Here is a 23,412-nt window from a genome sequence, read left to right on the forward strand (position 1 = left end):
ATCCCATGGGAAGGCTGGTTGCACCGGCCGAGCCGCAGCGGCCTGCACAAGGCAGGCCGCGAACTCGAAGCAGGAATTACTTCTTGCTGTTTTCGTTGCCGATCACACCACCGATGACGCCGCCAGCAACAGCGCCGCCGGTGGTGCCGCCGGTGATGACGGAACCTGCAATCGCGCCGAGGCCGGCACCGACTGCCGTGTCACGGGTCTGGTTGGACATGCCGGCGCAAGCCGTCAGCGAAATCAGCGAGGCGCTCAGGGCGGCCATGGCGGCCAGACGGAGGGATGAAGACATGGTGTGAACTCCTTTGGGGTTGGCGGCACTGCGATGCCTGGATCAGGCGCCGACCCATGTGCCGAGGTCAGTGAAGTGGAGTCTGGACCTGCGCAAGCGTCTCGCTCATCGGTCATGGCCCTCTCCGGCTGTCAGACCAGGACGACGCGCGGCCAGGCAGGTCTTTGCAACCCATGCGGACCTGCAGGCGCGGCACCTCGCTTGCCCTGGGGCAAAACGATCGTGCGCGACCGCGCCAACCTCCGCTCAAAGGACTCCCATGAAAAAGACCGACGCTCGCTCTGCCAGCCCGCCCACCGCCGCGCCCACCCGGCCTGCTGCGGCCAGCCGCGGTGCCGCTGGCGCCAGCCAGGGCGCCGCCCAGCCCGGACCCGACGGCATTGCCGCCCAGGCCAGTGCCACGCAGGCGCTGGTGGCCAGCCTGCCGCACAACAGCAACAAGCCCGGCGAGATCGGCCATGCGAACGCCATCTCGCCGCCACAGGGCCAGCACGCAGACGGCGCGCAACCGGTCGTCTCGGCCAGCACGCTGAGCGAAGCCAATGCCTCGGACAAAACGCGTGGCCCGCATGCCCCAGGCACCAACGCCTGGCAAGGCGACCTGGAAGCCGCGCGCGCCGACGCCAGCGGCCAGGTGCTGACGACCAACCAGGGCGTGGCCATTGCCGACAACCAGAACTCGCTGAAGGCCGGCCTGCGCGGCCCGGCGCTGCTGGAAGACTTCATCCTGCGCGAGAAGATCACGCACTTCGACCACGAGCGCATCCCGGAGCGCATCGTGCATGCCCGCGGCTCGGCCGCGCACGGTTTCTTCGAGTGCTATGAGGCGATCCCGGACCTGACCAAGGCCGCGCCCTTCCAGGCCGCCGGCAAGATCACGCCGCTGTTCACGCGCTTCTCCACCGTGGCCGGCGAGCGCGGCTCGGTGGACACCGCGCGCGACATCCGCGGCTTCGCGGTCAAGTTCTACACCGACGAAGGCAACTGGGACCTGGTGGGCAACAACATCCCGGTCTTCTTCATCCAGGACGCGATGAAGTTCCCGGACCTGATCCACGCGGTGAAGCCCGAGCCGCACCACGGCATGCCGCAGGCCGCTTCGGCACACGACACCTTCTGGGACTTCGTCTCGCTGATGCCCGAGAGCACGCACGTGCTGATGTGGGCCATGAGCGACCGGGCGATTCCGCGCAGCTACCGCATGATGCAGGGCTTCGGTGTGCACACCTACCGGCTGGTGAACGCAGAAGGCCAGTCGCAGTTCGTCAAATTCCACTGGACGCCCAAGCTCGGCGTGCATTCGCTGGTCTGGGACGAGGCACTGAAGATCGCCGGCATGGACCCGGACTTCCACCGGCGCGACCTGTGGGAAGCCATCGAGAGCGGCCAGTATCCGGAGTGGGAACTGGGGTTGCAGGTTTTCAGCGAGGAACAGGCCGAACAGTTCAGCTTTGACGTGCTGGACGCCACCAAGATCGTGCCGGAGGAGCTGGTGCCGGTGCGCCCGGTCGGCCGCATGGTGCTGAACCGCAACCCGGACAACTTCTTCGCCGAAACCGAGCAGGTGGCCTTCTGCGTGGCCCACGTGGTGCCCGGCATCGACTTCAGCAACGACCCGCTGCTGGCCGGTCGCATCCACTCCTACGTGGACACGCAGATCTCGCGCCTGGGCGGGCCGAACTTCCATGAGCTGCCGATCAACGCGCCGCTCGCGCCGGTCGCCAACAACCAGCGCGACGGCATGCACCGCCGCACCGTGAACCGAGGCCGCGTGGCCTACGAGCCCAACTCGCTGGCAGGCGGCTGCCCGTTCCAGGCTGGCGCGATGAAGGGCTTTGTGTCCTTCCCGCAGCCGGTGCAGGAAGACAAGGTGCGCGGCAAGCCCGAGAAGTTTGCCGACCACTACACCCAGGCCACCCTGTTCTTCGACTCGCTCACCCCGCCGGAGCAGCGCCACCTGGCCGCCGGCTTCCGCTTCGAGCTGAGCAAGCTGACGGTGCCGGCCATCCGCGAACGCATGGTGGCTTCGCTGGTCAACGTGTCGCCTGAACTGGCAGCCGCGGTGGCGGAAGGCCTGGGCATTGACGTGCCGGCCCCACTGCCACGCGCGCTTGAAACGCCGGCCAAGCCAGAGGTCACGCAATCGGCCAGGCTGTCGCAAAAGGCCTTCCCGGGCGACGGCCGCATTGCCACACGTCAGGTCGCGATGCTGGTGGCCGACGGCGTGGACGGCGCCGCGCTGGCCGCGGTGAAAAGCGCGCTGGAGGCCGAGCAGGCTGCGGTCACCTTGATCGCACCCAAGCTGGGCCAGGTGATCGCGGCGGACGGCAGCAAGCTGGCCGTGCGCGGCACGCTGGAGAACTCGCCGCCGGTGGTGTTCGACGCGGTGGTGCTGCCGGCTGGCGAAGCCGCCGTGGGCGCGCTCTCGCAGCTGGGCCACACGCAGGAGTTCATCGTCAACCAGTACCGGCATGGCAAGACGCTGCTGGCCCTGGGCGAAGCCAGCGCGCTGCTGGACCAGGCGGGCATACCGCGCAACCTGCCCGATGGCAGCGCCGACCCCGGCGTGATCGAGCAAGCGGCTGGCGATGCGGCTGCTGCGGCGAAGGCCTTCATTGCAGCACTGGCGCTGCACCGCCATCCTGCACGGGAAACCGACCCGCCGCGGGTCTGAGTCAGCCGGCGGCCGTCACCGTGCCTGTCGCGGTGACGGCCGCCATTCACTCGGTGGTCATCAGGCGGACCTTGTGCGCCAGCTCCGCCACCTCGAAGGGCTTGGTCATGACGGACATGCCAGGCGCCAGAAGCCCGTTGCCGACGGCTGCGTTCTCGGCATAGCCGGTGATGAACAGCACCTTGAGTTCCGGCCGATCGACGCGCGCCTGGTCGGCCACCTGGCGGCCATTGAGCCCGCCGGGAAGGCCAACGTCGGTCACCAGCAGGTCGACCCGGACGTTCGACTGCAGCGCCGCCAGTCCGCTGGGCCCGTCCGCCCGGCAGATCACGTGGTATCCGGCCTCCTGAAGCACCTCGGCGACGAGCTGGCGGATGTTCTCTTCGTCTTCGATGACCAGGATGGTCTCGCCGTCGCCTGTCTCGACAGCGGCCACGGCGCTGGCGTCCTCCTCGTCCTGCGCAGCGCCAACGTGGCGCGGCAGGTACAGGCACATCGTGGTGCCGCGGCCCAGCTCCGAATAGATGCGCACCTGCCCGCCTGATTGCCGCACGAAGCCGTAGACCATGGACAGGCCCAGCCCGGTGCCCTGCCCCAAGGGCTTGGTCGTGAAGAAGGGGTCGAACACGCGCTCGATGACGGCCGGGGCCATGCCGGAACCCGTGTCCGTCACCGACAGGGCGACGTATTGCCCGACCGGCAGATCGTGTTCTTCGGCTGCGCGCTCGTCCAGCCACTTGTTGGCGGTTTCGATGGTCACCCGGCCGCCATCGGGCTGCATCGCATCGCGGGCATTGATGCACAGGTTGAGCAGCGAATTTTCCAGCTGCGAGGGATCGACCCGAGTCGGCCAGAGACTCGCCGCGCCCACCACTTCGACCTCCACGTTCGGGCCTACCGAGCGGGCAATCAGGTCCGCCATGCCGGCGACCAGCCGGTTCACGTCGGTTGGCTTGGGATCGAGCGTCTGGCGGCGCGCAAAGGCCAGCAGGCGCTGGGTCAGTGCGGCGGCCCTGCGCACCGAATCCCGGCCAATGCCGATGTAGCGCTCCGCGCCGTCCAGCTTGCCCTGCGCCAGCTTGCGCTGCAGCACCTGCAGGCTGGCGCTCATCGAAGCCAGCAGGTTGTTGAAGTCGTGGGCAATGCCGCCGGTGAGCTGGCCCACGGCTTCCATCTTCTGGGCCTGGCGCAGCGCGTCTTCCGCGCGCTGCAGTTCCTGCGTTCGGGACTGCACGCGGGCTTCCAGCGTCTCGTTGGCCTCGCGCAGGCGCTGTTCGCTCGCCCGCAGCGCCGCTGCATTGCGGGCCCGCTCCATCACCGCACGCGTCCTTTCGGCCACCTCGCGGAGCAGGTGAACCTCCTCCGCGGACCACTGGCGAACCTGCGCATGGTTGACGAACATCACGGCCACCAGCCGCCCCTGCTCCATCAACGGCACGTTCATGAACGAGCGGCTGCCCAGGCGCTCCAGCACGCCGGCCGACATGGCCGTGCGCACGTCCTGCCGCACGTCGGCGATGCAGATGACCTCGCCCTTCTTCAGCGAGTCGACGAAAGAGCCGTATTCGCGCAGCGGCACTGCGCCCGCCAAGGACTGCACGCCAGGGGCCGTCCAGTCCCGCCGCACCTGCAGCATCTCGCCGGCGTCGTCCCATGTGCCGAAGCCCACACGGCTGGCCCCCAGGACTTCGCTGACGATCTCCGCGGCATCGAACTCCAGCTCCGCCGTTTCATCGAGCTCCCGAAAACGGTCGCTCAGGCGGATCAGGGCGCCCTGGCGCATGTCCGCCCGGCGCCGCTCGGACACGTCGCGCATGACGGCCAAGGTGCCGATGACGCTGCCCGACGCATCCTTCAACGACGAGACGCTGGACTCGACCTCGATGCTGCCGCCATCGGCCAGCCGGTGAACGGCTGAGACGCGCTGGCGGCCATTGTCTGGTGCACCTGCGTCCATCTCGCCCACGACACTCGCTGCAGCCTCGGTGAACACCTCGTGCCGGCCACGGCCCAGCACCTCGGCCGCCAGCACGCCGTAGCGGCGCTCTGCCGCGGCATTCATGTAGATGACGTGGTCCGAGGTGTCGAATGCGAAGACCGCGTCGTCCATCTGGCCCAGCACGTCCTGCCGAAGACGGTTGGTGGCCGCGTGCGCGCTTTCCAGCACGTAGATGTCGTCGTTGACCACGATGGCATCCACGTCGCCACGCTGGATGGAGCCTATCGTGTCCTCCAGCTCGCCCAGGCGGATCCTCAGCTCGGCGTTTTCCGCTGCGAGCGCCTTCAGGTCCGACGTGGAGGCATTCGCCTGGCGCGGGCTGTCGATGGAGGATGGCATCGCGGTCAGGCAGGATCCAACGGCTTCAGGCCCAGCGTGCTCCGAAGCCGTTCAGTGTTGGACATGTCGCCAATGAATTGGCGGCGAGGCAGCGGCAACAATCGGATGAGGGTCGGCGATGCCACGATCTGGTCGCCGCGGGCGGCTTCGACATGGGAGGCAATGTCGAGCACCTCCAGGCGATGCTTCCCCGGGAGATGGGCATCGAAAAAGACCCGGGCGTTCACGATGGCCCTCGAAGACACCGGCGACGCCGAACTCACGTACAGGCGATACACATGCCTGCCATCTTCGGCGAGGCTTGCCTCGGAAGACGAGCTCCGTTGCGCGGAAGGCTGGGTCATGCTCTCGCCACGATGGGCCGGACATCCAGGCCGACCAGCACCCGTTCCTCGTTCGACAGGTCGCCGATGATCTTGCGGATGGGCTCCGGGAACTTGCGCACCAGCGTCGGCACCGCGAGGATCTGGTCACCCGCGGCCAGCCTGGGGTTGACCAGCAGGTCCACCACTTCGATGCTATAGCGGCCGGCAAGGTGGGTCTCGCAAAGCCGCTTCAGGTTCTCGAGCGCAGCTGTGGACTTGGCGGTGTTGCCAGCCACGTAAAGCCGCAGCTGCCACTCGGGCTTGCCTGCCGGCTTCGCGGCTTTCGGTCCGGCAAGCTTGGCCTTGGCCGCCGCCGGTTCGGCACCTGTCAGTTTCGCAACCTTCGGCCGGGCGCGCTTGACCGCCACTGTCTTGACGCCCGTGGTCTTGCCTGCCATCTCAGGCCCCGCCCGACTTGCTGCGTTTGGTGACCTTGGGCGGCGGGGCAGCGCGCGCTTGGGCAATGTCGCGGACCCGCGCAGCGATGCCCTCGGCTTCGAAAGTCTCGCGGGCGATGGCAAATTCGACCTCGCCAGCGCGCTCATCGGCTTCCAGCAGCAGGCTCGCGATCTGTGCATCCAGCGCCTTGCGGCGGTTCGCCAGGTCGCGCATGCGGCGTGCGTGGTCGCGGCCCCGCAGGTCGGTGGCCGCCTGGAACCGTGCTTCGTGGGCAATGCGGGCGGTGCCGGTCAGCACCTGGTCGCCGTGCAGATAGACGTCGACCAGGCCGACGCCTTCATCGGAGAACGTGAATTCACGGACCTGGTTCGAGTGCGCCATGCCGCGCGACTTCAGGACCTGCAAGGTGCGGGTGCGCTCGCCGTTGTAAGCGAGGTTGGTGAGCAGCAGCCAGCTGTCCATCAGCGACGACACGCCGACTTCCGAAGACGCGACGGCCTGCGGGCCACCGTCCGGCGTCAGGGTGGTGAACATTGCCGTGGCGTTGGAGGTCTTGAGGAAGTCGATCAGCCGCATCAGGGTCAGCTGCAGGCCAGCGTCGTCGCCGCCCGCGGTGAGGTTGCTGATCGGGTCGACCGCCACCACGTCGGGCTTGAATGCGCGGACCAGGTCGTACATGTGCACCAGGTGCTGTTCCAGTCCATGCAGCGTGGGCCGGGTCGCCTCGACGTGGAGCAGGCCCTTGTCGATCCAGTGCTGCAGGTGCAGCCCGATGGACTGCATGTTGCGCAGCAGCTGGCTCCTGGACTCTTCGTAGGAAAAGAGCAAGGCCCGCTCGCCCCGTGCGCAGGCGGCGTCGGCAAAGCTGGCGGCAACGCTGCTCTTTCCGGTCCCCGGGGCACCCGAAATGAGCACGCTGCTGCCCCGGTAGAAGCCCAACCCGCCGAGCATCTGATCCAGGCCCGGGATGCCGGTGGGCACGCGCTCATGAGAGGCCGTGTGCAGAAGCGCAAGCGACGTGATCGGCAGCACGGAGATCCCGTTGGTGCCGATCAGGAACGGATACTCGTTGGTGCCGTGTGCAGAGCCACGGTACTTCACCACCCGCAGCCGCCGGGTCGAGATCTGGTTGGCGATGCGCTGGTCCAGCAGGATCACACAATCGGCCACGTATTCCTCGAGACCGTAGCGCGTGAAGCTGCTTTCGCCTCTCTCGCCGGTGATGACGGCCGTGAGCCCCCTGTCCTTGAGCCAGCGGAACAGGCGACGCAACTCCGCGCGAAGGATGGCGTGGTTGGACACGCCGGCGAACAGCGCCTCGATGGTGTCCAGCACGACCCGCTTGGCGCCGATGCGGTCGACCGCATGGCCCAGGCGAATGAACAATCCTTCCAGGTCATATTCACCGGTTTCCTCGATCTCGCTGCGCTCTACGCGCACGAAGTCGATGGCGATCTTCTTCTGGCGCTGCAGCTTCGCAAGGTCAAAACCCAGCGAGCGCATGTTCTCGGTGAGTTCAGCCGCGGTTTCCTCAAACAGCATGAAGACACCGGGCTCCCTGAACTGGGACGCGCCCCGCACCAGAAATTCTGCGGCCAGCATGGTCTTGCCAGACCCGGCAGCGCCGCACACCAGCGTGGGCCGTCCCGCCGGAAGGCCGCCCTGGGTCAACTCGTCCAGGCCGGCAATGCCGGTCGGCACCTTGGAGATCGACTGGACAAAGCTTTCAGATGAGGAAGTCGATTGACGTGGCATGGATGGAATGATGGAACTTGCTGTGAGGGCGCAGCCTGAGACGGCCGGGCGATCTTCGGGCCCACGGCTGTGACGCCCCCGGCAACGTGTTTGTCAGAACGACAGCAAGCCATGCAAGTTCTCGGAAATCCATCAGCCCTGCGCTCCAAAATGCGAAACCGTTGAACTCCGGGGCACACGGTGTGCCCACGCCCGTTGCGCCTTGGCGCTCAAGCGCTGGAGCTGCGCAATTGATCGCGCTGGGCGACGGAGCGCGCGTCGCTGCACCACACGTCAATGCGGAAGTCCGGCTCGACCAGGCTGCTCAGCCGGCTCAGGCCCAGCGCGCCGTGCAGGCGCTGGTGCAAGCCATCGGCATCCAGCGCGCAGCCATCGATCTGCGGGCGCCAGTGGCAGGCCAGCACGGTGCCGCCTGGCAGCAAGCCACTGCGCAGGCGCTGCAGCAGTTGCTCGAACTCGGGCAGCGTCAGGTAGTACACAAATTCGCTGAGCACGATCAGGTCGAACTGCCCGCCGACCGGCCAGTCCTGCGGCACCCAGCCCTGGCTGACCTGCACATGCGGCTGGTCCGCCAGGCGTTCGCGGGCGATCTGCACCGCACGCGGCACGCCGTCGCTGCAGCACAGCTGTTCGCAGCGCAGTGCCAGCAGCAGGCTGAGCTCGCCGTTGGCGCAGCCGGGCTCGAAGGCGGACCGGTAGCGTGGCGCCGGCAGGCAGGCCATGGTCAGCGCGCGCTTCCTGTGTTCGTACCAGGTCGAGCGGAAATGCCAGGGGTCTTCTTCGGCGGCGAACATGGCCTCGAAGTCGTCGCGGGTCGGGGCCATGCCGTGCCTTCAGCAGAAGAAGAATTCGGCATGCCGCCCGGCACGCGCAATGATCTGCTCGCCCAGCACCGGCAGTTCGTCGCCAGGCCTGGGCGTGAGCTGGCTGCTGTGCGCGGCCAGCGCCTGCAGCTTGGCGGCGCGCGGTGCGATGGCAAGCGGCAAGGCATGCAGGCGCTGCCATGGCACCCGGGCATCGTCCGGCCTGGCCCAGTGCCACATCCACACCGGCGCCGCGGCGAAGCGGCAGCCGAGCTGGCGCGCCGCGGCCTCGGCGGCGCGGCCGCAGGCCTCGTGGTCCGGGTGCCCGTCCTGCGACCAGGTGCTGATCACCAGGTCCGGCACCGGCGACGCGCGCAGCAGCGCCGCGAGCCGCACCTGCAGCGCGCCTTCGTGCCGCGCAATCTGCCCGTCCGGCAGACCCAGCCGCACGACCGCGGCTGGCGAGACGCCCAGCCTGGCCAGGCCGGCGTCGCTCTCGGCCCGGCGCACGGGGCCCAGCACTTCGGCCGGCCACGGGTCGCGGTCGCCGTGGCTGGCTTCGCCGTCGCTCACGGCAATCACGAGGCTGTCGCCCCCCTGCCCGGCATGGCGTGCCAGCAGGCCACCGCAGGCCAGCACTTCGTCGTCCGGATGAGGGGCCACCACCACCAGGCGGCAGTTCGCGGGCAACCAGGTGGCCAGGTCCAGCGCCGGCAGCCTGGCCATGCCGGGCCAGTCCAGCCAGGTGGCTTCGTCGGTGCCTTCGCCGCGGATGGCACGGTCGGGCAAGCCAGGATCGCGTGCGACCGGGGGCGCAATGTCGGAGAAGGTTTGCAGGTCCATGTCACAGGCTCCAGGGTTCGGTGGCTGGCGTGAGCAGGTTTTCGCCGAGCGCCGCCAGATCGCGTTCGGCATGGCTTTGGCGGATGAAGACGGGCAGGTCGGCGGCCAGGCGGGCGAAATGCGCATCACGGCAGAACGGGCCGGCACCCAGGGTGCGCCCCACTTCGTCCAGCACCTGCCGGGCGCAGGCTTCGGCCGATTGCCGCACGCGCAAGGCCAGCGCACGGGCCTGCACCTGCGGCTGGGCGTCGATGCTCGCCGCCGCCTGGCGCAGCAGCGCTGCAGTGGCCTGTAGCGCCACGTCGACCTTGCCGAGCGCCGCCAGCCGCAAGGCGTCACGGCTGGCATTCGGCGAGCTGAGCTGGGCGTACAAGGCTCGCGCCACGGCTTGCGCGCCGCCATACCAGCAGGCTGCAATGCCGGCGCCGCCGTGCCAGAAGCCGGGCCGCGACAGGTAATCGCCCGGCTGGCCCACGCGCACGGCCAGCACCGCATCGAAGCTCACGTCCAGGCTTGCACTGCCGGCCATGCCAACCGCCTGCCACGCCTGTGCAGAGACCGACACCCCAGGCTGACGCAGCGCCACCGCGACCAGTTGCGGCCCGTGCCCTGCCCGGTCGCCTTCCGGCCAGGCCGTGAGCAAGGCATGGCTGCCGCTGGCCGCGCCCGAGCACCAGCATTTCAGGCCACTCAGTCGCAGCGTGCCATCCGGCCGCTCGTGCAGCGTGACACGTGCACCCGGCGGCTCGGCGGCCCACACGCCCCATGCGCAGCGGGTGTCGGGAAAGGGTTCTGCCTTGAGTTCGTGCAGGATGGCCAGCGCGTCGGTGTGGCCCTCGTAGAGCTTGGCAAGCGACAGGTCGAAGGCAGCGGCCCGGGCCAGCGCCTGCCAGCGCAGCAACGTCTGCCCGTGGCCGGGCAGCGGCAGCGTGTCCAGCCCGGCGGCCAGCAGCCGGGCCAGCGCATGCGCCGGGGTGGTCTGCAGGTCGAGCTCGCCCAGCGCGCCGTCAAGCCGTGGCAACAGCCCGGCAAAAGCGGCGTCGGCCTGGATGCCGGGGGCGTTCATTCGGCTTGCTCCCGGCTCAGCTCGTGCGCCATGCGCAGCAGCGTTGCGCCGAAGCCGGCCGGCGCTCGGTGGTCGCGCCGCGCACTGGTCGTCACCCGGGGCCGGGCCGACCAGGCGATGCGCGCGCCACGCTGCTGCAGCGCGGCCACCAGCGCCACGTCTTCGCTGCTGACCAGCGGCGGGAAGCCGCCTGCGTCCACATAGGCCCGCGCACTGACGGCGAGGTTGGCACCGTGGATGTGCCGGTGGCCATCGGCGTCGGTGTAGAGCGCGTCGTGGTGGCGGCGGGTTGCCTCGCAGTGCAAGCCCCAGTCGGTGATGGCCACGGTGCCGCAAACGGCGTCGCAATTCAGATCCAGCTGGGTGCTGAGCCAGTCGGGCGCGACCAGGGTGTCGGCGTCAGTGAAGGCCAGCCAGCGGGCGCCGAGCGACAGCGCACGCATCGCACCGGCAGCCCTGGCAGCACCGACGTTGCGTGCCTGAACCGCGATGACCTCGGCGCCGTGGCGCAGCGCAATGGCTTCGCTGCGGTCGCTGCAGCTGTCCAGCGCCACGATCAAGGCCACCGGCTCGCCATGGAGCTCGGGGCAGGCGGTGGCCAGCCGCAGCGCGGCCAGGCAGGCATCCAGGTGAGCCTCTTCGTTGTGCGCAGGCACGATGACAGCGAGCAAGAGCTTCTCCAACCACTGACCGGCGGCCAGACGGGACCGAGTATCAAAGCGCGGCCTGTCTCCCAGCGTCGGCCGCAGGCGGGCCTTTGCGTAGGCTGGGCCCTACTGCTGCGGCGAAGGCAGTGCCGCGGCCGTCATCGGACTGAGCCTACAGCCGTTGCGCGGTCTGGCCGACTTGAAAGCCGACCGCCGGGGCGTAGCCTCGCAAGGTCGCGTGGTCAACAACCCGCGACTGCATCGGCAGCGTCCCTTCCTGGCCGCAGCCGTGCCTGCTGTTCGCCGGAGGATCACTTGCTACAACAACCCGCTGCGGAACTTGAACCGGCCACCTTGTCCGTGCCGGTGCCTGCCCATGTCGACATGCAGGTGGCACCGCCGCGCTGGCGCCCCACCGGTCCTTCCGCGGCGCTGACCATCATGGCCACGCTGTTGTGCATCTACACGCTGCACTGGGCAGCGGCTGTGTGCATCCCGGTGCTGTTCAGCGTGATCTTCAACTACGCGCTGTCGCCGGTGGTGACGCGGCTGGCCAGGTGGCGGCTGCCGCGCTGGCTGGGCGCCGCGCTGGTTGTTTCATCCATCGTCGGCGGGCTGGGCTGGACCGGCTACGCGCTGGCCGACGACGCGTCGCAGCTGATGGAGTCGCTGCCCGAGGCCGCGCAGAAGCTTCGCCAGACGCTGAAGGCCCGCCACAGCAACGAGCCCGGCGCGCTGGAACGTGTTCAGAAGGCTGCGGCCCAGCTGGAGCAGGCCGCTGACGAAAACGCCCTCACCGCCAGCGCCGCCAACACCAAGGGCGTGCTGATGGTGCAGACGGTCAAGCCCAAGTTCAACGTCAAGGACTATGTGTGGACCGGCACGCTGGGCTTGCTCGGCCTGGGCGGCCAGGCCGCCGCGGTCTGCCTGCTGACCTACTTCCTGCTCGCCTCTGGCACCAACTTCCGCCGCAAGATGGTCCGCCTCGCCGGGCCGACGCTGACGCACAAGAAGGTCACCGTGCAGGCGCTGGACGAAGTGGTGCGCCAGGTCCAACGCTATCTGATGGTGCAACTGGTGCTGAGCGCCATCGTCGGCCTCACCACCGGCCTGGCCTTCTGGGCCGCTGGGCTGCAGCACGCGGCGGTCTGGGGCCTGGTCGCCGCCGTCTGCAACCTGGTGCCTTACGTGGGCACCGTGGTGGTGACCGGCGGCGCGGCGCTGGTCGCGCTGATGCAGCTGGGCACGCTGGAATCCACCCTGCTGATCGCCGGCCTGTCACTCGGCATCCGCTTCATCACCGGCCAGTTGCTCGCCCCCTGGCTGACCAGCCGCACCAGCCGCCTGAACCCCGTGGCCGTCTTCATCGGCATCCTGTTCTGGGGCTGGCTCTGGGGCGTGTGGGGCATGCTGCTGGGCGTGCCCATCCTGATGATCGTGAAGGTGTTTTGTGACTCGGTGAAGGGGCTACACCCAGCGGGGGAACTGCTGGGAAACTGAAGTTCAGGGATGTCCTGCTTCGGTTGGTGCGTGCAGACGCATTGGGTAACTGCTTCCGCTCATGTCCCCCGACTGGACTGCGCCCAGTCTCCTCCTTTACTTCGCTTCAGCAGTCACCCAACGCCCTTGCCTGCAAAGGCTTGGACTTGGCGACCGTCGCACAGCCAATACCCGTGCCGGATCAGGACGGTGGGGCGTGTTGCGCAGCGAAGTAAAGGGGGAGACCGGGCGCAGCCTGGTCGGAGGACATGAGCGGAGCAATACGCCCCGGCGGCCTGATCTCGCTCAGGCTTCACCAGGTTTTCAGCCCACCCACTTCCGCGCATTGCGGAACATGCGCGTCCACGGGCTCAGTTCGTCCACCGAACCGCCAGTCCAGCTCATCAGCACATTGCGGAACACGCGCTCCGGGTGCGGCATCAGCACGGTGAAGCGGCCGTCGGCGGTGGTGACGGAGGTGAGGCCGTCGGGGCTGCCGTTGGGGTTCAGCGGGTAGACCTCGGTGGGCTGGCCTGCGCCGTCCACCCAGCGCATGGCGCGCTTCACGGTTGCTGCGTTGCCGCGTTGCGAGAAGTCGGCAAAGCCTTCGCCGTGGGCGACGGCAATGGGCATGCGGCTGCCCGCCATGCCCTGGAAGAAGATGGACGGGCTTTCCAGCACCTCGACCATCGCCAGCCGGCCTTCGAACTGCTCGCTTTTGTTGCGCGTGAACTTCGGCCAGTCCTGCGCGCCGGGGATGATGGGCGACAGCGCCGCCATCATCTGGCAGCCGTTGCAGATGCCCAGCGCGAAAGTGTCCTGGCGGCCGAAGAAGGCCTCGAAGTCTTCGGCCAGCTTGGGGTTGAACATGACAGAGCGGGCCCAGCCTTCGCCTGCGCCCAGCGTGTCGCCGTAGCTGAAGCCGCCGCAGGCGACAAAGCCCTTGAAGTCGGACAGCTTGGCACGGCCGCTCTGCAGGTCGCTCATGTGCACGTCGTGCGCGTCGAAGCCGGCCAGGTTGAAGACGTAGCTGGTCTCCACGTGGCTGTTCACGCCCTGCTCGCGCAGGATGGCGATCTTCGGGCGGGTGGCGCTCTTCAGGATGAATGGCGCGGCCACGTCTTCCTTCGGGTCGAAGGTGAGCGACAGGTGCAGGCCCGCATCGCCGCTGCCGGCCAGCGCATGTTCGCTGTCGGCGCAGACGGGGTTGTCGCGCTGGCGGGCTATGCGCCAGCTGACCTCGTCCCACTGCTGCTGCAGCTCGGCCAGCGGTGCGCTGAACTGGCTCTTGGCATCGCGCCAGACTTCGATCACGCCCTTGTCGTTGGTCTTGCCGACGACGTGGCTGTGCTTGGACAGGCCATGCGCGCGCAGCGTGCCCAGCACGGCGTCGCGGTCGGTGGTCTTGACCTGGATCAGCGCGCCCAGCTCTTCGTTGAACAGCGCCTTCAGCGTCAGTTCCTCGCGGCGGCCGCTGACCTGGCTGGCCCAGTTCTTCGAGTCGCCCATTTCGGCGCGGCTGTCGGAAATGCCGTCGCCTTCGGTGACCAGCATGTCCACGTTCAGGCTCAGGCCGCGTCGGCCGGCAAAGGCCATTTCGCAGGCTGCTGCCCACAGGCCGCCGTCGGAACGGTCGTGGTAGGCGAGCAGCTTGGCGTCGCCGCGCAGCGCGTTGATGGCGGCGACCAGGTTCTTCAGCAGCGCGGGGTCGTCCAGGTCCGGCACGCTGTCGCCGAAGCGTTGCAGCGTCTGCGCCAGGATGGAGCCGGCCATGCGGGCCTGGCCCTGGCCGAGGTCGACCAGGATCAGCGTGGTGTCACCGTCCTGCAGCTGCGGTGTCAGCGTGCCACGCACGTCTTCCAGCGAGGCGAAGGCGGTGACGATCAGCGAGACCGGCGCGACCACTTGCTTGGTCTGGCCGTCGTCCTGCCAGCGGGTGCGCATCGACAGGCTGTCCTTGCCGACCGGCACCGAGATGCCCAGCGCCGGGCAGAGTTCCATGCCCACGGCCTTGACGGTTTCGTACAGCGCGGCGTCTTCGCCCGGCTCGCCGCAGGCGGCCATCCAGTTGCAGCTGAGCTTCACGCGGCTCAGCTCGAAAGGTGCGGCCAGCAGGTTGGTGATGGCCTCGGCCACGGCCATGCGGCCGGAGGCCGGTGCGTCGAGTGCGGCCAGCGGCGTGCGCTCGCCCATGCTCATGGCTTCGCCGCGGAAGCCCTTGTAATCCGCCAGCGTCACGGCGCAGTCCGCCACCGGCACTTGCCACGGGCCGACCATCTGGTCGCGGTGGTTCATGCCGCCCACGGTGCGGTCGCCAATGGTGACCAGGAAGCGCTTGCTGGCGACCGTCGGGTGGCGCAGCACGTCGCGAGCGGCCTTGTCCAGCGGCACGCCGGTCAGGTCCAGCGCGGGCAGCTGGCGGGCCACGCTTTTCACGTCGCGCAGCATCTTCGGCGGCTTGCCCAGCAGCACGTCCATCGGCATGTCGATCACGCGCTCACCGCCGGGGCCGTCTTCGAGGATCAGCTCGGGCTCGTCAGTCGCCACGCCAACGATGGCAAACGGGCAGCGCTCGCGCTCGCACATCTGCTCGAACAGTGCCAGCTTGGCCGGGTCGATCGCCAGCGTGTAGCGCTCCTGGCTCTCGTTGCACCAGATTTCCTTGGGCGCCAGGCCGGACTCTTCCAGCGGCACCTTGCGCATGTCAAAGCGAGCACCCTTGCCGGCGCCATCCACCAGCTCAGGGAAAGCGTTGGAGATGCCACCAGCGCCCACGTCGTGGATCGCCACGATGGGATTGCCTTCGCCCAGGCTCCAGCAGTGGTTGATGACCTCCTGCGCGCGGCGCTGGATCTCGGGGTTGCCACGCTGTACCGAATCGAAGTCCAGCGACGCGGTGTTGGTGCCGGCCGCCATCGAGCTGGCGGCGCCGCCGCCCATGCCGATGCGCATGCCCGGGCCGCCCAGCTGCACCAGCAGCGTGCCGGCGGCAAACGGCAGCTTCCTGGTCTGGCCGTCGGAGATCATGCCCAGGCCGCCGGCGATCATGATGGGCTTGTGGTAGCCGCGGCGAATGGCGTTTTCGCTGCCGTCCGCGCCCTCGCCCACCGTCTGCTCGTAGACGCGGAAGTAGCCGCCCAGCGCGGGCCGGCCGAATTCGTTGTTGAACGCTGCGCCGCCCAGCGGGCCCTCGGTCATGATCTGCAGCGGGCTGGCAATGTGCTCGGGCTTGCCGTAGGGCGTTTGTTCCCAGGGCTCATTGGTGCCGGGCAGGTTCAGGTTGGAGACGGAAAAGCCGGTCAGGCCCGCCTTGGGCCGGGCGCCACGGCCGGTCGCGCCTTCGTCGCGGATCTCGCCGCCGGCACCGGTGGAGGCGCCGGGGAACGGCGAGATGGCGGTGGGGTGGTTGTGCGTCTCGACCTTCATCAGCACGTGCGCGGTTTCCTCGCGAGCACCGTACTTCGGGGCGTCGCTGAAACCTTCGGGCAGCCAGCGTTCGACCGGGCCGCCTTCCATCACCGCGGCGTTGTCGTTGTACGCAATGATGGTGTGCTGCGAGTTCAGCTTCTCGGTGTTGCGGATCATGCCGAACATCGACAGCGGCTGGGCTTCGCCGTCAATGCGGAACTCGGCGTTGAAGATCTTGTGCCGGCAGTGTTCGCTGTTGGCCTGGGCGAACATCATCAGCTCGACGTCGCTGGGGTTGCGCTTGAGCGTGGTGAAGGCGCTCACCAGGTAGTCGATCTCGTCGTCCGACAGCGCCAGGCCGAACTCGCTGTTGGCCTTGACCAAGGCCGCGCGACCCTGGCCGATCACGTCCACATGGGCCAGCGGCTCGGCGGCCTTGTCGTCGAACAGGTGCTGCGAGGCTTCGCGCTCGAAGACCACGCTTTCGGTCATGCGGTCGTGCAGCAGCAGTGCGCAGGCGGCGCGTTCCTCGGCGCTCAGCGGCTTGTTGCCGCCGGTCAGCGTGCTGATCAGGCCGGTCTTCAGTGTCAGCCGGAATTCGGTCACGCGCTCGACGCGGTGGATCGGCAGGCCGCAGTTGTGGGCAATGTCGGTTGCCTTCGAGGCCCAGGGCGAGACGGTGCCCAGGCGCGGCAGTACGACGATCAGCTCACCGTCGGCCTGCGCTTCATAGGCGTCGCCGTAGGTCAGCAGCTCGGCCAGCTTCTGGTGCGCGTCGGCCGCCAGCGGGGCGTCGCTCCAGACCCAGTGCACATGGCGGGCGGACACGCCAGCGATGCGCGGGCATGCGGCCTGCAGGGCCGGCAGCAAAGCGGCGGCGCGAAACGCGGAAAGGGCGTTGCCGCCCTCGAAGTGCATCAGGTGCTTGGAAGCTGTGGACATGGGGTTCCGTCGGTTGGCGGCGGTGCGGGCGCGGGTTGCGGGGTCTGGTGACAAAGCCAGCGGCAGGAATGCCCACCATCTGCTGACTTGGTTCCCCAGTTGCGCCCGTGGAAACCCGGCATTTTACGATGCGATGGGATAATCAGTGGATGACGATCACCCTGAAATCCGCAGCCGACATAGAAGGCATGCGCGTCGCAGGCCGCCTGGCCTCGGAAGTGCTGGACATGCTGACCCCGCACGTCAAGCCCGGGATCACGACCGAAGCGCTGGACAAGCTGGCCCACGACCACATCGTGAACGTGCAGGGTGGCATTCCCGCGCCGCTGAACTACCAGCCGCCGGGCTACACGCCCTACCCAAAGTCGGTCTGCACCTCGATCAACCACCAGGTCTGCCACGGCATTCCGAACGACAGGCCGCTGAAGAATGGCGACATCGTCAACATCGACGTCACCGTCATCAAGGACGGCTGGCACGGCGACACCAGCCGGATGTTCGTCGTGGGTGAAGGCTCGATTGCCGCCAAGCGCCTGTGCGCGCTGACCTACGAAGCCATGTGGAAAGGCATCGTCAAGGTCAAGCCGGGCGCGCGCCTGGGCGACATCGGCCATTCGATCCAGACCTTCACCGAGAACCAGGGTTTTTCCATCGTGCGCGAGTTCTGCGGCCACGGCATCGGCCTGAAGTTCCACGAGGAGCCGCAGGTGCTGCACTATGGCCGGCCGGGCACGCTGGAAGAGCTGGTGCCAGGCATGGTCTTCACCATCGAACCGATGGTCAACGCTGGCCGCCGCGAGATCAAGGAAGCCGGGGACGGCTGGACCATCGTCACCAAGGACCGCTCGCTGTCGGCCCAGTGGGAACACACCATCGTCGTGACCGAGACCGGCTATGAAGTGCTGACGGTTTCCGCAGGCAGCCCGCCCCCGCCGGCCTTCGTCAACGGCTGAACAAACCGGATGTCTGCAGTCCTAGAGTCCGTCATCCAGCCGCCGATCCCGCCGCAGGCCGCCGTGCCGGTGGCCGAGCTGCGCCGCCGCTTCAAGGACGGCAAGGCGGCCTTGCTGACCCATTTCCGCGAGGCCAGGCCCACGGTCACCAGCGCAGCGCGACTGGCACGGGCGCTGGCCCGGCATGTGGACGCGACGCTGGCCCAGCTGTGGTTCCAGTCCTGCCTGCCGCGGGGCGCAGTGCTGGTGGCGGTGGGCGGCTACGGGCGTGGTGAGCTGTGCCCCTATTCCGACATTGACGTGCTGGTGCTGCTGCCGGCCGGTGCCGAGGCCGACCCGGCCTGCCAGGCGGGCGTGTCGGACTTCATCACCGGCTGCTGGGACATCGGGCTGGAGATCGGCTCCTCGGTGCGCACGGTGGACGAATGCGTGGGCGAAGCCCGCAATGACGTGACGGTGCAGACGGCGCTGCTGGAAAGCCGCTTCCTGTGCGGCCCGCGCCGCCTGTTCACCCGCTTCCGCCGCGCGACCGACGAAGCCATGGACCCGGTGGCCTTCCTGCGCGCCAAGGCGCTGGAAATGCGCCAGCGCCACGTCAAGTACGAAGACACGCCCTACTCGCTGGAGCCCAACTGCAAGGAAAGCCCGGGCGGCCTGCGCGACCTGCAGGTGGTGATGTGGGTGGCCCGCGCCGCAGGCCTGGGCAAGACCTGGGGCGAGCTGGCGGCCAAGGGGCTGATGACGCAGTTCGAGGTCAAGCAGCTGCAGCGCCAGGAAGGCACGTTGAAGCTGATCCGCGCGCGCCTGCACCTGGTGGCGGGCCGGCGCGAAGACCGGCTGGTGTTCGACCTGCAGACCGCCGTGGCCGAGAGCTTCGGCTACCACGGCACCGGCAACGAGCGCGCCTCGGAAGTGCTGATGCGGCGCTACTACTGGGCCGCCAAGGCGGTGACCCAGCTGAACCAGATCCTGATGCTGAACATCGAGGAACGCATCATGGGCTCGGAGACGGCGCCGATGCGGCCGATCAACGCCCGCTTCCTCGACCGGGCCGGCATGCTGGAGGTCATCCGCGACGACCTTTACCTGGACAGTCCGCATGCCATCCTCGAAACCTTCCTGATCTACCAGCAGACACCCGGCATCAAGGGTCTGTCGGCCCGCACGCTGCGCGCGCTCTACAACGCCCGCAACGTGATGAACAGCAGCTTCCGGCGCGACCCGGTGAACCACGCGCTGTTCATGGAGATCCTGCAGCAGCCCGAGGGCCAGACCCACGCCTTCCGGCTGATGAACCAGACCTCGGTGCTGGGCCGCTACCTGTGGGTGTTCCGGGCCATCGTCGGCCGCATGCAGCATGACCTGTTCCACGTCTACACGGTGGACCAGCACATCCTGATGGTGCTGCGCAATGTGCGCCGCTTCTTCATTCCCGAGCATGCGCACGAATATCCGTTCTGCGCCCAGCTGGCGGCGAACTGGGACAAGCCCTGGCTGCTCTACATTGCCGCGCTGTTCCACGACGTGGCCAAGGGCCGCGGCGGCGACCATTCCGAGCTGGGCGGCACCGAGGTGCGGCGCTTCTGCCGCGACCACGGCATCGACAAGGCCGACGCTGCGCTGGTCGAATTCCTGGTGCGCGAACACCTGACGATGAGCCGTGTGGCGCAGAAGGAAGACCTGTCGGACGCGGACGTGATCGCCGCCTTTGCCCGCCACGTGGGCGACGCACGCCACCTCACCGCGCTGTACCTGCTGACGGTGGCCGACATCCGCGGCACCAGCCCGAAGGTGTGGAACGCCTGGAAGGCCAAGCTGCTGGAAGACCTGTTCCGGCTCACGCTGCGTGCGCTGGGCGGCGCGGCGCCGAACGCGGATGCCGAGATCGAGGCACGCAAGCAGGAGGCTCGCCACCTGCTTGCGCTGCACTCGGCGCTGCCGGGCACCGAGGAGCCGCTGTGGGCCACGCTGGAGGTCAGCTACTTCGCGCGGCACGATGGCTCGGAAGTGGCCTGGCATGCCCGCTCGCTGTGGCGCCACCTGGCGACGGACAAGCCCATCGTCCGGGCCCGGCCCTCGCCCATCGGCGAAGGGCTGCAGGTGCTGGTCTATGCCCAGGACCGGCCGGACCTGTTTGCCCGCATCTGCGGCTATTTCGACAGCACCGGCTTCTCGATCCAGGATGCCAAGGTTCACACCACGCGCACCGGCTACGCGCTGGACACTTTCCAGGTCGTGAACCCGCTGGCCGACGACCAGGGCGCCACCGCCTACCGCGACATGATCTCGCTGGTCGAGACGCAGGCCGCGCTGGCGCTGGCCAGCAGCGGGCCGCTGCCCGAGCCCAGCCGCGGCCGGGTCTCGCGCCGGGTGCGTTCGTTCCCGGTCAAGCCGCGGGTGCAGTTGCGGCCGGACGAACGGGGCCAGCGCTGGCTGCTGTCGGTCAGCGCGAGCGACCGCTCCGGCCTGCTGTATGCGATTGCCCGTGTGCTGGGCGCACACCAGATCAGCCTGCAGCTCGCCAAGGTCTCGACCCTGGGCGAGCGGGTGGAAGACACCTTCCTGATCAGCGGCATGACGCTGGCCCAGCCCAAGGTGCAGCTGCAGATGGAAAGCGAGCTGCTGGACGCCATCGCGCCAGCAACTTGAAGCCAAGGCCAGCAACTTGATGAAGCCACGAGGCGCCCTTCAGCGCCTCGCCTTCGGCTCACTCGCCGCTGGTGCACAGGCGGAAGTCGCCCGAGCCGTCCAGCGCGGTCACGGTCCAGCGCAGCATGCCGGCTGGCGCGGTCTTCGTCGTCACCGTGCCATCGGTGCTCACGCTGGTCGACGAGCCGATGACCTGCCATTGGCCGTCGGCAATCTTCTGCTCCAGGTAGAGGTCGAAGTCCAGCGGGTAGATCTCGTCGTGCATGAAATCGGTCTGCACCGTCATCTTCGCGCCAACCTTGCCACCGGCCGAGTCGAACTTGAAGCGTGCCGCCTGGCCGCGGTACAGCGTGCCGACGTGCTGCGTGGTACCTGATGGGCAGGCCGCGCCGGTGTAGCCGCCACCGCCGAGCTCATAGGTGGCAGTAAGGGCGACGTTGCTGTAGCTGTCGAAGCTCCTCAGGCCGATGTAGTAGGTGCCGGCCTTGGGCGTGGGGAACACGCAGGTTTCGTTGGCGCCATTGCCGAACACGTCCGAGCTGCAGTCGTATTGCCACCAGCTTGGCACCTCGCCGCGGCTGACATACATCAGCAGGTCGGCCGAGGTGCTGCCGGTGGTCGCCACTGTCAGCTTGCCGGCGCCTTCGGGCACGTCGATCTTGTAGTAGTGCATGTCGCTGTCGCCCCAGCTGCCGCTGAGGCCAGTCAGCGGCACGCCGTTGCCCAGGTCGGTCAAGGGCGACGGGGTGGACAACTGGGCCGTCAGCGCGACGTTCTGGAAATCGGTGTTGCCTGTCACCTTCACGTACCAGGTGCCGACCTTGGGGAAGCCCTGGTCGCAGCTCATGCCGCAGCCATTGCCGTCCGGACTGGGCTCCTGCTGGTACTTCATGGACAGGCTCACATCGCCGCTGCCGCCGGCATTGCTGACCACCAGGTGCGAGGTGCCCTTGGGCACGCTGACCTTGTAAAGCACCGAGCTGCCGGCCGCGCCGGACACCTGCGCCGGCACGCCGGACGCCAGCTTGATCGCCTTGGGCCCCTGCTGGGTGCCCAGGGTGTAGCTGGCCAGCAGCTGCGCATCGGTGTAGCCGCCGATGTAGATGCTGCTCAGCATGACCGTGTAGCGGCCGGGCTTGGGGTTGTAGAAGGTGCAGACGTCGTTGTTGCCTTCGGCGCCGGTGTAGCAGTCATAGTGCATCTTGCTGACCGGCTTGCCGGCGGCGGCCATCCACATGTCGGCATCGCCGCTGCCGCCGGTCACACTGACGGTCAGCGAGCCGGCGCCTTCGGGCACGTCGATTGTGTAGAAGCGCTTGGTGTCGCCACCGTCGCTGACGGCCAACACCGTGTCGTTGGCCAGCGCGATGGCGCCGACCGACGAGGCGGGCGTCTTGTAGGGATCCGAGGCAGCGCTGGCGGCAGCGGTGGCCAGCAGGCCCCAGGCCAGCCACGCGGGCCGGGAGAACAAGGCGAGGGACGAGGTCCGGGACTGGGACATGGGGATGAGCTCCGAAGGCAGATGAAAGCAAAAACCGGCATGCAGGCACGCCGGCAACCAATGCGGCGAAGCATGCCCAGCAGTGCGGCAACGGAGTCCTCGCCGGTCTTGGTTTTTTCTGGTTTTTGCCGGTCTCCCGGGCAAGCGTGGCAAGGATTTGGCAACGGAGGCCTTTTCGAAGGCTGGCCGTGACCGCTGGCCTGTCTTTGATCCAGCGGACAATCGCCGCGATGCCCGCCTTCCTCCCATGAGTTTTTCTCCCATCCAGGTGCCGGACTGGCTGGCCCAGCCAGCGCAGTTCGATTGCGTGATCGATGTGCGCTCGCCGGCCGAGTTCGCCGACGACCACCTGCCGGGCGCCGTCAACTGGCCGGTGCTGGACGACGCCGAGCGCGCCCATGTCGGCACGGTCTACACCCAGGTCTCGACCTTCGAGGCTCGCAAGCAGGGCGCGGCGCTGGTCTCGCGCCGCATCGCCGACATGCTGGAGCGCCACGTGGCCGACAAGCCCAAGGACTGGCGGCCGCTGGTCTATTGCTGGCGCGGCGGCCAGCGCTCGGGCAGCCTGTCGCTGGTGCTGGCGCAGATCGGCTTTCGCACCCGCCAATTGCAGGGCGGCTACAAGGCCTTCCGGGCCCAGGTGCGCGAAGACCTGGCCACCCTGCCCGGCCGCTTCCAGTGGCAGGTGCTGCGCGGGCGCACCGGCAGCGGCAAGACCCGGCTGCTGGCAGCGCTGGCGGACGAGGGGGCACAGGTGCTGGACCTGGAGGCGCTGGCCGCCCACCGCGGCTCGGTGCTGGGCGGCCTGCCCGGCGTGGCCCAGCCAGGGCAAAAACAGTTCGAGGGGCAGATCTGGCAGCAGCTGCAGGGTTTCGACCCGCGGCGGCCGGTGTTTGTCGAGGCAGAGAGCCGGCGCATTGGCGCCCGCCAGCTGCCGGACAGCGTGCTGGCCGCACTGCAGGCCCCGGCAGGCTGGGTGGAACTGCAGATGGACATTCCGGCGCGCACCGAGCTGCTGCTGGACGAGTACCGGTTCTTCACCGCGCAGCCCGAAGCGCTGTGCGAGCGCCTGGCCGAGCTGAACAGCCTGTGCGGCAACGCCACCGTGGCCCATTGGCAGGCGCTGGCCCGGGCCGGTGCCTGGACGCAGCTCCTGCCCGAGCTGCTGAGCCAGCACTACGACCCGCTGTACGACAGGCAGCAGCGCCGCGGCAATGCGCCGGTTCGTGCGCTGCCGCTGGCGGACGGCCAGGCGGCGGCGCTGCAGGCGGCTGCACGCAGCCTGCTGGCCTGAC

At 68.3% G+C, this 23,412-nt stretch carries 16 protein-coding genes; 5 read left to right on the forward strand and 11 right to left on the reverse strand.

Features of this window, described 5'->3' with window-relative positions:
• Positions 1 to 76 precede the first annotated feature (76 nt).
• Positions 77 to 295: a YMGG-like glycine zipper-containing protein gene (locus tag AC3WR5_RS22630; protein ID WP_325655180.1), complete on the reverse strand. Its 219-nt coding sequence runs from the start codon at positions 293 to 295 to the stop codon at positions 77 to 79.
• A gap of 259 nt (positions 296 to 554) precedes the next feature.
• On the opposite strand from AC3WR5_RS22630, the gene AC3WR5_RS22635 reads away from it, so the two are divergent.
• Positions 555 to 2,969, forward strand: coding sequence for a catalase (locus AC3WR5_RS22635; protein ID WP_492487340.1), 2,415 nt, complete (start codon positions 555 to 557; stop codon positions 2,967 to 2,969).
• Positions 2,970 to 3,015: 46 nt separating this feature from the next.
• Here the strand turns inward: AC3WR5_RS22635 and AC3WR5_RS22640 are convergent, their stop codons facing one another.
• The 8 genes from AC3WR5_RS22640 to AC3WR5_RS22675 all read right to left on the reverse strand — a co-directional run bounded on the left by AC3WR5_RS22640 (position 3,016) and on the right by AC3WR5_RS22675 (position 11,209).
• A complete protein-coding gene (locus AC3WR5_RS22640) occupies positions 3,016 to 5,307 on the reverse strand; it encodes an ATP-binding protein (protein WP_492487342.1) in 2,292 nt (763 codons plus the stop codon).
• A 5-nt stretch (positions 5,308 to 5,312) separates the two neighbouring features.
• Entirely contained in the window at positions 5,313 to 5,651 is a 339-nt protein-coding gene (locus AC3WR5_RS22645) for a circadian clock KaiB family protein (protein WP_492487343.1), read from the reverse strand.
• On the reverse strand, positions 5,648 to 6,070 hold the full coding sequence (locus AC3WR5_RS22650; protein ID WP_492487345.1) for a circadian clock KaiB family protein: 423 nt from the start codon (positions 6,068 to 6,070) through the stop codon (positions 5,648 to 5,650). Before AC3WR5_RS22650 ends, AC3WR5_RS22645 begins: the two co-directional genes overlap by 4 nt.
• Position 6,071: 1 nt before the next feature.
• A complete protein-coding gene (gene kaiC / locus AC3WR5_RS22655) occupies positions 6,072 to 7,826 on the reverse strand; it encodes a circadian clock protein KaiC (RefSeq protein ID WP_492487347.1) in 1,755 nt (584 codons plus the stop codon).
• A gap of 209 nt (positions 7,827 to 8,035) precedes the next feature.
• Positions 8,036 to 8,650, reverse strand: coding sequence for an SAM-dependent methyltransferase (locus AC3WR5_RS22660; protein ID WP_492487349.1), 615 nt, complete (start codon positions 8,648 to 8,650; stop codon positions 8,036 to 8,038).
• A 9-nt stretch (positions 8,651 to 8,659) separates the two neighbouring features.
• The gene (locus tag AC3WR5_RS22665) at positions 8,660 to 9,472 is read right to left on the reverse strand and encodes a PIG-L deacetylase family protein (RefSeq protein WP_492487351.1); all 813 of its coding nucleotides are present in this window, start codon (positions 9,470 to 9,472) and stop codon (positions 8,660 to 8,662) included.
• Between the two features lies 1 nt (position 9,473).
• Positions 9,474 to 10,538, reverse strand: a complete 1,065-nt coding sequence (locus tag AC3WR5_RS22670) for an acyl-CoA dehydrogenase family protein (protein WP_492487353.1) — start codon at positions 10,536 to 10,538, stop codon at positions 9,474 to 9,476.
• The gene (locus tag AC3WR5_RS22675; RefSeq protein ID WP_492487354.1) at positions 10,535 to 11,209 is read right to left on the reverse strand and encodes a glycosyltransferase family 2 protein; all 675 of its coding nucleotides are present in this window, start codon (positions 11,207 to 11,209) and stop codon (positions 10,535 to 10,537) included. The genes AC3WR5_RS22670 and AC3WR5_RS22675 overlap by 4 nt, the downstream gene beginning before the upstream one ends.
• Positions 11,210 to 11,500: 291 nt before the next feature.
• Between AC3WR5_RS22675 and AC3WR5_RS22680 the strand changes: the two genes are divergently transcribed.
• On the forward strand, positions 11,501 to 12,685 hold the full coding sequence (locus tag AC3WR5_RS22680; RefSeq protein WP_492487355.1) for an AI-2E family transporter: 1,185 nt from the start codon (positions 11,501 to 11,503) through the stop codon (positions 12,683 to 12,685).
• Positions 12,686 to 12,988: 303 nt separating this feature from the next.
• Here the strand turns inward: AC3WR5_RS22680 and purL are convergent, their stop codons facing one another.
• Positions 12,989 to 17,014 (reverse strand): phosphoribosylformylglycinamidine synthase, encoded by a 4,026-nt coding sequence (gene purL / locus AC3WR5_RS22685; protein WP_492487357.1) that lies wholly within the window; start codon positions 17,012 to 17,014, stop codon positions 12,989 to 12,991.
• A 149-nt stretch (positions 17,015 to 17,163) separates the two neighbouring features.
• Here purL and map point away from each other — a divergent pair, with 149 nt between their 5' ends.
• Positions 17,164 to 17,967: a type I methionyl aminopeptidase gene (gene map, locus AC3WR5_RS22690; RefSeq protein WP_492487359.1), complete on the forward strand. Its 804-nt coding sequence runs from the start codon at positions 17,164 to 17,166 to the stop codon at positions 17,965 to 17,967.
• Positions 17,968 to 17,976: 9 nt separating this feature from the next.
• Entirely contained in the window at positions 17,977 to 20,616 is a 2,640-nt protein-coding gene (locus AC3WR5_RS22695; protein WP_231011155.1) for a [protein-PII] uridylyltransferase, read from the forward strand.
• 58 nt (positions 20,617 to 20,674) lie between these two features.
• On the opposite strand, the gene AC3WR5_RS22700 is transcribed toward AC3WR5_RS22695, so the two are convergent.
• The gene (locus tag AC3WR5_RS22700; protein ID WP_141291098.1) at positions 20,675 to 22,117 is read right to left on the reverse strand and encodes a PPC domain-containing protein; all 1,443 of its coding nucleotides are present in this window, start codon (positions 22,115 to 22,117) and stop codon (positions 20,675 to 20,677) included.
• A 247-nt stretch (positions 22,118 to 22,364) separates the two neighbouring features.
• On the opposite strand from AC3WR5_RS22700, the gene mnmH reads away from it, so the two are divergent.
• On the forward strand, positions 22,365 to 23,411 hold the full coding sequence (gene mnmH, locus AC3WR5_RS22705) for a tRNA 2-selenouridine(34) synthase MnmH (RefSeq protein WP_492487361.1): 1,047 nt from the start codon (positions 22,365 to 22,367) through the stop codon (positions 23,409 to 23,411).
• Position 23,412: the final 1 nt, after the last annotated feature.

Source organism: Ideonella sp. FW305-24, from assembly GCF_058788035.1.

Bases quoted from the DNA above. Each gene is read 5' to 3' on its own strand.
- AC3WR5_RS22630 (WP_325655180.1), bottom strand. From the start codon at position 295: ATGTCTTCATCCCTCCGTCTGGCCGCCATGGCCGCCCTGAGCGCCTCG.
- AC3WR5_RS22635 (WP_492487340.1), top strand. From the start codon at position 555: ATGAAAAAGACCGACGCTCGCTCTGCCAGCCCGCCCACCGCCGCGCCC.
- AC3WR5_RS22640 (WP_492487342.1), bottom strand. From the start codon at position 5,307: ATGCCATCCTCCATCGACAGCCCGCGCCAGGCGAATGCCTCCACGTCG.
- AC3WR5_RS22645 (WP_492487343.1), bottom strand. From the start codon at position 5,651: ATGACCCAGCCTTCCGCGCAACGGAGCTCGTCTTCCGAGGCAAGCCTC.
- AC3WR5_RS22650 (WP_492487345.1), bottom strand. From the start codon at position 6,070: ATGGCAGGCAAGACCACGGGCGTCAAGACAGTGGCGGTCAAGCGCGCC.
- kaiC (WP_492487347.1), bottom strand. From the start codon at position 7,826: ATGCCACGTCAATCGACTTCCTCATCTGAAAGCTTTGTCCAGTCGATC.
- AC3WR5_RS22660 (WP_492487349.1), bottom strand. From the start codon at position 8,650: ATGGCCCCGACCCGCGACGACTTCGAGGCCATGTTCGCCGCCGAAGAA.
- AC3WR5_RS22665 (WP_492487351.1), bottom strand. From the start codon at position 9,472: ATGGACCTGCAAACCTTCTCCGACATTGCGCCCCCGGTCGCACGCGAT.
- AC3WR5_RS22670 (WP_492487353.1), bottom strand. From the start codon at position 10,538: ATGAACGCCCCCGGCATCCAGGCCGACGCCGCTTTTGCCGGGCTGTTG.
- purL (WP_492487357.1), bottom strand. From the start codon at position 17,014: ATGTCCACAGCTTCCAAGCACCTGATGCACTTCGAGGGCGGCAACGCC.
- map (WP_492487359.1), top strand. From the start codon at position 17,164: ATGACGATCACCCTGAAATCCGCAGCCGACATAGAAGGCATGCGCGTC.
- AC3WR5_RS22695 (WP_231011155.1), top strand. From the start codon at position 17,977: ATGTCTGCAGTCCTAGAGTCCGTCATCCAGCCGCCGATCCCGCCGCAG.
- AC3WR5_RS22700 (WP_141291098.1), bottom strand. From the start codon at position 22,117: ATGTCCCAGTCCCGGACCTCGTCCCTCGCCTTGTTCTCCCGGCCCGCG.
- mnmH (WP_492487361.1), top strand. From the start codon at position 22,365: ATGAGTTTTTCTCCCATCCAGGTGCCGGACTGGCTGGCCCAGCCAGCG.